Source organism: Bacteroidetes bacterium SB0662_bin_6 (assembly GCA_009839485.1).
Taxonomy (GTDB): Bacteria; Bacteroidota; Rhodothermia; order Rhodothermales; family VXPQ01; genus VXPQ01.
On sequence record VXPQ01000044.1, the window covers coordinates 1 to 10,144 of the forward strand.

Below are 10,144 nucleotides of genomic sequence, written 5' to 3' on the forward strand. Positions count from 1 at the left end.
CCCCCCCCCCCCCCCCCCCCCCCCCCCCCCCCCCCCCCCCCCCCCCCCCCACCATGCGGTCCACCGGTCCGGATACATCATGAGGGTTACTACATTTTTCCAACTTTCGCGGCTGCAAGGACCGTTGTGCGCAAGCCGGGGGCCTCCAGCCTCTCAACCCCTGCATATTAATGGTTGCTAAAACCAGCCTTGAGTATGGTCACCCCGTCATGGGTTGATCCAGCGCTCAACCATTTACTTTGATTTTAATACACATTTTATTGTGTACATTTAGTGTTTTTTTTAATTAATCCGTGTTGTTTTGGTGTGGATATGCTGTTTTTTCTAATGGAAAATGTAAAACAACAACAAATTGGCGCTGAAAACGGTCAGGCCGGCAGGTACATTTTATATCCGACTCCTCGCACGTTCAGGATATATTTCGGCCTGGCAGGATCATCCCCCAGCTTGCGACGGAGCGTCTTCACGAAGGTGCGCACGTTCTCCTTGGTTGCACTGCTGTTGTTGTTCCACACCAGGCGAAGCAACTTGTCATAGATCAATACTTTCCCTGCCCCGAGCGATAGCGCTCGCAACAGCCTGTACTCGGTAGTGGTCAGGCGTATCGTACGATCCGCCACGGTCACGCGGTGCTGGTCATAATCAATACGGAGATCCTTCAGCGCAAAAATATTATCCGGCTCGGCACGTCTTCGCAGGGCCGACTGAATTCTTGCCGTAAGCTCGATGGGCAGGAACGGCTTGACAATGTAGTCGATGGCCCCGATCTCCAGGGCTTGCGCAATGGTCTCGCCCCTTTTGTAGGCGGACAGAAAAATGACCGGCTGATCGGTCAACTCAGACACGTTCTTCATCAAGTCGATGCCATCTATTCCGGGAAAAACCAGATCGAGCAGGACCAGATCGGGTTTTTCCGCCCTTATCAGCCGGGACAGCCCCCGAGGGTTGTCGGTAACGATCGGGGAATAGCCCGCCGACGTAAGAATGTCCCGGATATAGCGAAGTGCGCTCGGATCATCGTCCACTACGAGAATGCGCACCGACTCGGATGCGGTTTCGGGCTTGGCGGAGCGGTCCCTGCAGGGCTGCTCATCGGCGATGGCTTCCTCGGCTACCGGAACCGTGAACGTGAACCGTGCGCCCAGACCCACCCCGTCGCTCTCGGCCCGGATTCGTCCGCCGTGGGCCTCTACCAGTCCCTTGCAGATGGCAAGTCCCAGACCGAACCCTCCGATCCCCTGCTCTGCATCTTTACTGAATCCGGTGTATTTCTCGAACAGGTGCGGCAGCAACTCCGGGGACACGCCCCTACCCTCGTCAGAGACCGAAATAGCGATGTGAGCGCCCTCCTGGTGTGCAGCTACATTGATAGGAGACGACGCGGGAGAGTTTCTGGCTGCATTCGAGAAGAGATTATGCAGCACCTGGACGATGCGCTGACCGTCGGCCATTATTCGGGGCAGTTCCATCGGAAGGTCGATGAGCACGGTATGCTGGCTTCCCCCGCTCAGGAATGCGGTTCTTGCCCGTTCTACAAGGTCGGACACTTCCGAAGGTTCGGGAAAAACCGATAACGTGCCTGTGTCGATGTGGGCGTTATCCAGGAGGTCGCCGATCAGGCTTTGCATATGATCGGCCTGCCCATTGACGATCCGGAAAAACTGTAGCATTTCGCCTCGGCCCAGCGTCTCGGGAGCTGCCAGTACGGTGGCTGCCGACCCCTTGATAGAGGCAAGCGGAGCCCGCAATTCGTGGCTCACCATGCCGAGGAACTCCGCTCGCAACCGCTCAAGCTTCTCCAGCGGCGCCAGATCCTGCATGGTGACAACCAATGATTCGGTTATGCCGTCGCCGGAGTGAATCGGCGTGGCATTGATCAGTATCTTGACACTCCGACCGTCGCCGACTGAAAGCTCGACGGTTTCCGCCCGCACCGTTTCGGAATTGCCGGAATTGAGCGCCGCCATGAGTTCGCCAAATGTCACGTCCCGCCCATCGGCTCGCCGGCATGTTACTATATCCAGCAGCTGCTCCTCCGTGTGCTCCGGTGCGCGTATGCCTTCGACCAGCCGCATCGCTTCCTGATTGAACAGTACCGGATTATCTGTCCTGGTGTCGAAGGCCACCACGCCCACAGGGGACGTATCCACCAGAGTCTCCAGATAGGCCCGGGCTCGCTGCTCATCGCGGTGCGCGCGGGCATTGGCGATGGCCATTGCCGCCTGGGACGCAAATATCACCAGAATCTCCTCATCCTCGCTTGTGAATTCCGGTCCGCTCTGCTTGCCGCCGAGAAAAAAGTGGCCGACATACCGGCCTTGATGATGCATCGGAGAGCTCTGAAACGTCTTTGTGCGCATCAGATCTACCGAATGACCCAACGAGTCGATGTAGGCGGGCAGGTCCGTCAAACGCAGAACCCTGGGCAATTCCCGAAAGTGTTTGAAGACCCCGGGACCGTCGGACCAGTTCAGCAATTGTTGTTGCTCTTCCGGAGTAAAGCCGGACATGACGACATTCTCTACTATTCCCGCCGTGTCGGTGGTCGCAATAAGACCGTAGCGTGCATCAGCCAGCTCGCGGGCATTCTCCACGATCTCTTGCAGGACAACGTCCAGTTCAAGGCTTGCGCCGATTCGCAGCATGGCCGCACACAGTCGGGAGGTGTGCTCGGACAGTACCTCGTTTGCTCGCCCTGATTCATCGGAATACTTCATGTAATTCGTAGTCGGTTGTTGCTCAGCGTGGCGCGTACGTTGTTTGAAGTATAACTCTCCATTAGGAAATAGTGGTAAATACACACGCAAATAACATTAATGAAGATGAATGCTCACGATATACACATACTAATATGCGTATAATTATGCATGCCGTACTAAACAATTTACAGAATGGGCATTTCTCTCAGGCTTGTAAAGCCGGAAACGTAAACAACCCTCCGACAAGTCATGATTGTTATGACAAGCAACCGATACGAGGTGTACAGGGACAGCGAGAAAAAATGGCGCTGGCGCCTCATCGTTCCTCGTCATGGGATCGTTGCCACTTCCTCCCAGGGTTTCGACACAAGGGACGAGTGCGTTCGGCAAATACGTATGGTGCGATCGAACGTGCATTCGCCCGTATATGACATATCTGCGGCGAACCCCATTCTGGCTGCATTCTGATCCTGCTCCTTTGTGGCGTTAAGGATGCGGCCGGGAATATGGCGCGTGACTCTCCATTGGAGAGATTAGAGATGATTGTGAATAATTGGATCATCACATAAAAAACACTACCCCCCCTATCACACAATCTACACACTGCATTGCGTAGTCTTTGGCGGCGCTACTTGAATCAACTTCGTGACGGAGTGAAAAGCGAACAGGGTCAGGCTGAGTCGCCCACAGGATGCGTAGTATGTGGAACAATGACTCCGCAGGCGAAAAGGACCGGCCTTGATATTGCCCGTGGGGTGGCGTGAGATCCGATCACGACAGTACCGGGAAACCATACGACTTACGACAAAAACCGACAACATCATGAATCGTTTTCGAGAGTGACATGAAAAAACGGGTGGTTATTATTGGCGGCGGCATGGCTGGACTGGCTGCTGCCTACACGCTAAGGAACAGGGATATTGACGTCTTGTTGTTCGAGGCCAACGACCGGATGGGCGGACGTGCGTTCGGTGAGGTAGTCGATGGGTTTCACATTGACGCCGGGACGGACTTCTTCTGCTCTTCCTACGATGTTGCCTTCCGCATATGCAAGGAATTGGGATTGCCTTTGCTGCGTTCGAAGATGAACCTCGGCTGGTATAAAAATGGCCGCTGGTCTGTCTCGGCATTAAGCCTATCGCCTCGCAGCATCGCCGGAAACTTGGCAACGTTGTGGAATCTGGATTTTGTATCACCCCGGGGATTCTGGCCATTCCTGAAGTTTGTCAGAGATTTAAGGAGGCAGCAGGAATACTTGAATTTCTCCAGCGAAGGTCGGATCGCAGAAATCGATGGAGAGGAGAGTTTCGGAGATTACCTTAATAGGATCGGTGCGCCTGATTCCCTCAAGGTCACTATTGAAGGATTCCTGAAAATGACGATGGGGCATGTCGAACACGCCAGTGAAGCGTACATGCGGACCTATTTCTCGGAAATGTTTATGAAGGCCAACCAGATATACGTACCGGAAAAGGGCGCCTGCACCCTTTCTTACGCTCTGGCCGGTGCTTGCGAAGACGTTGTTCGCACCTCGACACCGGTGCAGCGGGTGATTAGAGAGAGAGAGAGAGAGAGAGAGAGAGAGAGAGAGAGAGAGAACGTCGCAAAGGGCGTAATTGTTGATGGCGGGCTTGTCGAAGCAGATGCAGTCATCTGTGCCGTTCCCGCCACAAAGGTGCCGGACATCATTCCAGACCTTCCCGCCGGTGTTCGCCGTGTGCTTGGCGGGGTGACTTATTCGTCCGGTTGTCGGGTAGTGATCGGCCTCGACCGTCCGCCGCTTCCTCTCGGCTGGCATGGCGCCTTGTATCCGGAAGACGAGACTCCGCTTCTTTTGGACAGGTCGATCAATCTTCCCGCTTGTGCTCCTGCGGGCAAGAACACGCTCGATCTTCTTGTCGGTCGTGATCGTGCCGAAGAACTGATCCCAATGGATGATGAAGAAATCCGGCACCGGATGCTTCAGGATGCACGCAGGAACCCTCCTCCCGGCTCCGACCTCCCAAACGACGACGAAGGCTTGTTCACCCGTGTGTATCGCTGGAAAGAGGCCGTGTGCATGATGCAGCCAGGCATGTTCACCGCCATAGCAAACATGCGGGACGAATTAGACCAGAGCGTAGAGAACCTCTTCCTGGCCGGTGACTACATGCGTGTGCCATCCGTAAACGGTGCGTTAGCCAGCGGCGTCGATGCAGCCAACGAAGCCGCACGGTACGTGTCTAAAGCGGCCACGTAGTGTTTCAGCTGTACGGGATCGCCAAGCATTCCGCAGCCTGCCTGGCCGCGTCAATACCGCTGGTCATGGCGCCGTTTACGGAAGGCACACGCATGTAATCGCCCGCCAAAAACAGATTCGCCACCTCTTTATTGAGTTGATGCCGCACCTTTTCGACTTCCTTGAACATGTACGGCAGGCCCATACACACGGCTTCTTGCCAGCGATACACCCGTGTGAACAGCCCTTCGTCGTCAGCCGGCAGGTTAGAGCCGGGGGGCGGACGGCGACGCGCATCGCGAAGCATCTGGCGCTTGATCTCCTCGTCGTCGAGCGGGAATAGCTCCTCGGCACGTTCGCGGCCGACAAGAAGATCGAGCGTGCTCTTGCCGGGGGGCACGCATGCCGGAAGATTTATCGACCGATCCAGCAGCAGGGGCGTATCGTCTTCCGGGTACAGCGCCCCGTTCCATCCGGGCGGAAGCGGTGGGCGATCAAGTCCTATTACGACACGACAGCCGCGTGAATAGCTCACGGTCTCAAGCGTGTAACGAATCCTGTAGGACAGTTCCGGAATTATGCGGGGAACCGCCGTTGCCGGGGTAGCGCATATTACGGCATCGGCTTCGACAAAGCCGTCCTCCAGGATCACGCCGGTTGCAACCCCATCGGTGACAACCACTTTCGGCACAGGCTTTGAAACGTGAACGATTTCACCGCACGCATCAATCAGTGCATCGGCAAGCGCACCGGCTCCTTGCTCCGGCACGTATATCTGATCGGCTTTCATCAGCATCTCGGACAGATATGTGCGCATGTAAGCGCTGCCCATTAATTCGACATCGCCCATCGTCATCTCAAGGAATCCGCGAAACGTCACTCTCAATGATTCCGGGACGCCAAGGCTGTCCATATATGCCCCGGCATCGCCTTCGCCATCGAGTTCGAGAATTCGGGATTCGCTGGAAAAATTCAGGTATTCGGCTTCTTTCCTGATCGACTTTGCGATTTTGAGCATTGGCCGAATGGACCGGGGTGTTATGAAGCCCAGATCCCATAACGCCGTCAGGCGCCTGATTGCTGACCCGAGAGAATCTATCGGACTCGAAATGATCCACTTTCCATTGCGATACCAGCCCAGTTTCATGACCGAACGCACCAGCGGGAGGTTCAATTCCTCGCACATGCGGAAAACAATATCATATGACGAGCAGAAAAAATCGGCCCCTTCGTCTATGTAAAAGCCGTCCACCCGGTCTCCACGCAGACGCCCGCCAGCTCTGTCGTTTTCTTCAAACAGAATCACATTGATGCCGCGCTTCTTCAACATGTAGGCGGCAGCCAACCCGGCGGCGCCCCCACCAACTATGATTACACGCTTGCGATTATCCATGATAAAATGACCAGAACGTTAACGCGAACAAATTGTATACAAATAAGTATGTGTATTCCATATTTTTTCGGGGTTAATTCGTTTAGTTTCAGTTTGGATTTTGTTATTACTATCAATAAAGAAGTATATTCTAAACAACGTACACGCTATGTCGGATAGCGACCAACTACAAATTACATGAATCTCTTCGGGGGCCCTGAACCGATGAGATATAGCGGCAATGACAATGATAGCGGTTCACGGATAGATCCGCGGCCCGGTATCCGTAGACTGTACGTAGCCGACATTGAGGGGGGCCCTGGTCACCTGGGCCTATGGCTTATCCCGATCCTGTTCGGTTCGTTGCTGGCCGCTCTGGCGCCTCCGATCCTGGCCCAAAACGATCCTGTGCTCGTCAGGGACGGTTTTACCGAGACGGTGCTCAACGAGGCAGGGGTAGTGAACGTGACGGTGGTGGATGGCCAGGGATTCGGCCCGAACGATCACGGCCACAGGATTACCGACACTTTTCTGGCGAATACCGGGAAGGCCCATCTTGTTCAACTCTATGGGGAGCCGGTGTATCGGCTGGGCGACCAGGATATTTGGGGGGTAAACACAGCCGCGCTGATGCACCACGCATTGAATCGGATTGGCGGTATCCTGTGGTCGGCGACTGACGACTCGCCGAACTACTACTATAGCGGCGACTCGACCGCGGCCTGGGAGCCCGAGTGGTGGGACGACGAGGGAGACCGACCGTACCTCAAGGAAGCGATAGCCACAGCGGAATGGATGACGACGCAAAACATTCTGTTCATCTCGTCGCTTGAAAATACTCTAATCGTTTCGCTTGAGGACCCCCGCGCGATCTACTGCGACGACTACCCGCACATCTATCAAAGCGACTACTGGCTTCCCCATTGCGGAGCGCTGGACGACTATATTGCCTACAGCGGAGTAGCGCTCGACAGGACGATCTTCGTGGGAGCCATCCGGGAAGGTACGACAGCGTTAGCCGCGGTGCGGGCCGGAGGCGCCTTCGAGCGGAATGCGATCTATGTCGAATCCCCTGACGCTTCCACCTCCCATGCTACGGCGGTGCTTGCCGCTTACGCCACGAATCTCGCCGCTGCCAATCCCGCCTGGGGAGCAACCAGACTGAAACAGGAACTTATGGCGTTGGCGACCGACGAAACCCTTCCATATGACTTTGGCCCTCTCGACAGCCTCGGGTCCAGAGTGGTCAAGGTCATCCGTCCCGCGGATGCGCCGACCGCGATAGAAGGCGTCGCCGACGAAATTCCCGATGCGTTTGCGCTGGCGCAGAACTATCCGAACCCGTTCAATCCGGAAACGGTAATCGACTACGCGCTTCCGCAAACAAGCCATGTACGCCTTGCCGTATACGATATGCTGGGAAGGACTGTTACGGTACTTGTGGACAGTGTACGACCGCAGGGACGCCATAACGTGCGGTTCAGCGCGGGCAGCCTGCCGACAGGTACGTACATATACCGCCTCACAGCAAACGGAGAAACGAGGGTGCGCAAGATGATGCTTCTGCAGTAGACAGTTTCAACGAGGGTCGCCTGCCATATTCGCCCTGATTCGTAGCCGTGTCGCTATCCGACATAGCGTGTACGTTGTTTAGAATATACTTCTTTATTGATAGTAATAACAAAATCCAAACCGAAATTAAACGAATTAACCCCGAAAAAATATGGAATACACATACTTAATTGCGTAATAATTTAATTGTGAATATTTCGCGAATCCATGAAGAGTTCAACGTAGTCAAGGTTGGTCTTGCCAAATAGTTACATCGGGTAGAGAGGTTCTGAATACCCTTGGCCTTGGGCACGGCTGTCATGGAGCCGCGAGGGAGAGATTCTCATGATATACCTGGGCCGTAGTTACCCCTCCCCCCGGGGGGGCCTGTACCCGTCAACCTCGCGCCTCCGCCGGTGGTTGGGGAACGTGAAGAGAATGGCGCTCGGCGTTCTTCTGGCGCATTCCTTGATGGCTACTGGGGGCGCGGCTCAGCCCCTCAACCTGACGGTATCGCCAAGCAATTTTAGCATGAACGAGGGGGCGACCGCCACCTACACTGTCGTCCTGGACTCGGCGCCGTCTGCGGACGCCACGGTTGCCTTAACAGTCACTGACGATACTTCCAGATGCGGTGACGGCCACGGCGCCTCGTGTACGCAAAAATCCGGGGTGATCACAATCAACAAGACGAGCCTGACGTTCACGACCACGGACTGGTCCACGGCGCAGACGATAACGGTGACGGCGACGGATGAGGACATGGCAGGCGTCTTCAAGTTCGGCAAGATAACGCACCAGATAAACGACCAGACCAACCGCCCCGTGGTCAGTGTTACCGTGCTTGACGATGACAGGCGTGGCGTGACGCACTACCAGAAGGCAAATGATGGGACTGTTGGAACTAAGTTCGCGGCCGTTAGCTTGTACGAGAATCATGGCGAGGGGGGGTTCTACATTCATCTGGATTCGGAGCCATCCGCGACCACAACCATCACGCCCGCGAGCGCCCAGCCGGCCGCCCTGACGGTGCCTTCGCAAACCCTGACCTTCACGTCAGAGAATTGGGACGACGCACAACTCGTGCGCTTCACTTTGATCGACAATTTCATCGATGGGGAAAATAACCAAATCAAAATCACCCTGACGACCGGTGGCACGGGATCGGACTACGTTGGACAATCGCTCGTGCCCTTTACCGTCAACGTCGTGGATGATGACACGCGTGGCGTGACGCACTACCTGGTTGCATGATGATGGGACGTCCCTTGGAGATCAGAGCTGGTACGAAGCCCTCTGGGATCGTGATCGCGATTGGGGGTTCTGGATTAAGCTGAATTCGGAGCCAACCGATACCACAACCGTCACAGCCACGAGCACCCAGCCGGACTTCCTGACGGTGACTTCGGAAGCCCTGACTTTCACGTCACAGAATTGGAACGTACCGCAACCCGTGCGCTTCAATTTGGTCGGCAACCGGATCGACGAGGGAGGTGAGATCAGCACGCGCACAATCAATGTCGACCTGACGCCCAGTGGCACGGGATCGGACTACGATGGAGAATCGCTTACGTCGTTTCCCATCTACGTTTGGAACGACGATGTTGCCGGAATCACCCTTTCGCCGACTGCCTTGTCGATGGCTGAGGGGAGCGCCTCGAGCTACACGGTGAAACTGGGGTCGGAGCCGTTGCAGACGGTGGAAGTGGAGATCACGGGTCAGGCGTCCACGGACCTGAGCCTGGACAAGACGAGCCTGACGTTCACGACCACCGACTGGGACACGCCGCAGACGGTCACGGTGACGGTGGCCTACGACACCGACCACGAGGACGACGCGGCGACGCTGGCGTATACGGCTTCCGGGGGCGGCTACGACGCGATCACGGGCAGCATGGCGGTGGATGTGACCGACGTGAACAGACTGCCCAGGGTGTCGCTGTCGTGCGACCCGTGTACGGTGCCGCGGGGCGGCGGGGTGTCTCTGAGCATGGCGGCGTCGGACCCGGAAGGCGACCCGGTGCTTTGCACATGGAATGCATCGGTCGGTCGCTTTGACGGACCGACCGACAGCCCAACCGCTCGATGGGAGGCGCCGGTTGAGATCGGACGCATGACCATCCATGCACGGGTATCCGACGGGTACGGCGCTCTGTTGTCCAGCATCGAGGTGGACGTGGTCAACCGAACGCCGTGGTTCGTGCAGGCGGTCTATCGCGTGGAACTGGCGGAGAACCTCGATGGCCGCAATCAGCCGGTCGAGCTGTTACGGCTGACGGCGGTGGACCCCGACGGCGATGCGCT

At 56.1% G+C, this 10,144-nt stretch carries 7 protein-coding genes; 5 read left to right on the top strand and 2 right to left on the bottom strand.

Features of this window, described 5'->3' with window-relative positions; all coding sequences use genetic code 11:
• Positions 1 to 368: 368 nt before the first annotated feature.
• Positions 369 to 2,717, bottom strand: coding sequence for a response regulator (locus F4Y00_07970; GenBank protein MYE04889.1), 2,349 nt, complete (start codon positions 2,715 to 2,717; stop codon positions 369 to 371).
• Positions 2,718 to 2,948: 231 nt separating this feature from the next.
• Between F4Y00_07970 and F4Y00_07975 the strand changes: the two genes are divergently transcribed.
• The gene (locus F4Y00_07975; GenBank protein ID MYE04890.1) at positions 2,949 to 3,167 is read left to right on the top strand and encodes a DUF1508 domain-containing protein; all 219 of its coding nucleotides are present in this window, start codon (positions 2,949 to 2,951) and stop codon (positions 3,165 to 3,167) included.
• Positions 3,168 to 3,543: 376 nt separating this feature from the next.
• Positions 3,544 to 4,938, top strand: coding sequence for an FAD-dependent oxidoreductase (locus tag F4Y00_07980; GenBank protein ID MYE04891.1), 1,395 nt, complete (start codon positions 3,544 to 3,546; stop codon positions 4,936 to 4,938).
• Between the two features lie 4 nt (positions 4,939 to 4,942).
• On the opposite strand, the gene F4Y00_07985 is transcribed toward F4Y00_07980, so the two are convergent.
• Positions 4,943 to 6,310: an FAD-dependent oxidoreductase gene (locus F4Y00_07985; GenBank protein ID MYE04892.1), complete on the bottom strand. Its 1,368-nt coding sequence runs from the start codon at positions 6,308 to 6,310 to the stop codon at positions 4,943 to 4,945.
• 177 nt (positions 6,311 to 6,487) lie between these two features.
• Between F4Y00_07985 and F4Y00_07990 the strand changes: the two genes are divergently transcribed.
• The 3 genes from F4Y00_07990 to F4Y00_08000 all read left to right on the top strand — a co-directional run.
• A complete protein-coding gene (locus tag F4Y00_07990; protein ID MYE04893.1) occupies positions 6,488 to 7,861 on the top strand; it encodes a T9SS type A sorting domain-containing protein in 1,374 nt (457 codons plus the stop codon).
• Between the two features lie 417 nt (positions 7,862 to 8,278).
• Positions 8,279 to 9,094, top strand: coding sequence for a hypothetical protein (locus tag F4Y00_07995; protein MYE04894.1), 816 nt, complete (start codon positions 8,279 to 8,281; stop codon positions 9,092 to 9,094).
• A partial coding sequence (locus F4Y00_08000) for a hypothetical protein (protein ID MYE04895.1) occupies positions 9,087 to 10,144 on the top strand: 1,058 nt, incomplete at its 3' end. The genes F4Y00_07995 and F4Y00_08000, both read left to right, overlap by 8 nt.